At 51.1% G+C, this 1,326-nt stretch carries 1 rRNA gene; it reads left to right on the top strand.

The window, feature by feature from the left end:
- Positions 1 to 62: 62 nt before the first annotated feature.
- A 23S ribosomal RNA gene (locus LC033_RS16240) occupies positions 63 to 1,326 on the top strand; the annotation flags it as partial.

Raw genomic sequence — 1,326 nt, 5'->3', positions numbered from 1 at the left:
CATTCACATTGAATGCAATGCAAAGTTCATCACACATAGTGATTCTTTCTAAAGTAAGAAATGGTTAAGTTAGAAAGGGCGCACGGTGGATGCCTTGGCACTAGGAGCCGACGAAGGACGGGACGAACACCGATATGCTTCGGGGAGCTGTAAGCAAGCTTTGATCCGGAGATTTCCGAATGGGGAAACCCACTGCTCGTAATGGAGTAGTATCCATACTTGAATACATAGAGTATGAGAAGGCATACCCGGGGAACTGAAACATCTAAGTACCCGGAGGAAGAGAAAGCAAATGCGATTCCCTCAGTAGCGGCGAGCGAAACGGGAACAGCCCAAACCAAGAGGCTTGCCTCTTGGGGTTGTAGGACACTCTATACGGAGTTACAAAGGAATGATATAAGCGAAGAGGTCTGGAAAGGCCAGCCAGAGAAGGTAACAGCCCTGTAACTGAAATGTCATTCCCTCCAGAGTGGATCCTGAGTACGGCGGAACACGTGAAATTCCGTCGGAATCCGGGAGGACCATCTCCCAAGGCTAAATACTCCCTAGTGACCGATAGTGAACCAGTACCGTGAGGGAAAGGTGAAAAGCACCCCGGAAGGGGAGTGAAATAGATCCTGAAACCGTGTGCCTACAAGTAGTCAGAGCCCGTTAACGGGTGATGGCGTGCCTTTTGTAGAATGAACCGGCGAGTTACGATCCCGTGCAAGGTTAAGCAGAAGATGCGGAGCCGCAGCGAAAGCGAGTCTGAATAGGGCGCATGAGTACGTGGTCGTAGACCCGAAACCAGGTGATCTACCCATGTCCAGGGTGAAGTTCAGGTAACACTGAATGGAGGCCCGAACCCACGCACGTTGAAAAGTGCGGGGATGAGGTGTGGGTAGGGGTGAAATGCCAATCGAACCTGGAGATAGCTGGTTCTCTCCGAAATAGCTTTAGGGCTAGCCTCAAGGTAAGAGTCTCGGAGGTAGAGCACTGATTGGACTAGGGGCCCCTACCGGGTTACCGAATTCAGTCAAACTCCGAATGCCGATGACTTATCCTTGGGAGTCAGACTGCGAGTGATAAGATCCGTAGTCGAAAGGGAAACAGCCCAGACCGCCAGCTAAGGTCCCAAAGTATACGTTAAGTGGAAAAGGATGTGGAGTTGCTTAGACAACCAGGATGTTGGCTTAGAAGCAGCCACCATTTAAAGAGTGCGTAATAGCTCACTGGTCGAGTGACTCTGCGCCGAAAATGTACCGGGGCTAAACGTATCACCGAAGCTGCGGACTGTTCTTACGAACAGTGGTAGGAGAGCGTTCTAAGGGCTGTGAAGCCAGACCG

Source organism: Bacillus stratosphericus (assembly GCF_020524495.1).
Classification (GTDB): domain Bacteria; phylum Bacillota; class Bacilli; order Bacillales; family Bacillaceae; genus Bacillus; species Bacillus stratosphericus_B.
The sequence above is the reverse complement of the archived record's forward strand: the minus strand, read 5'-3'. Positions and strand labels throughout refer to the sequence as shown.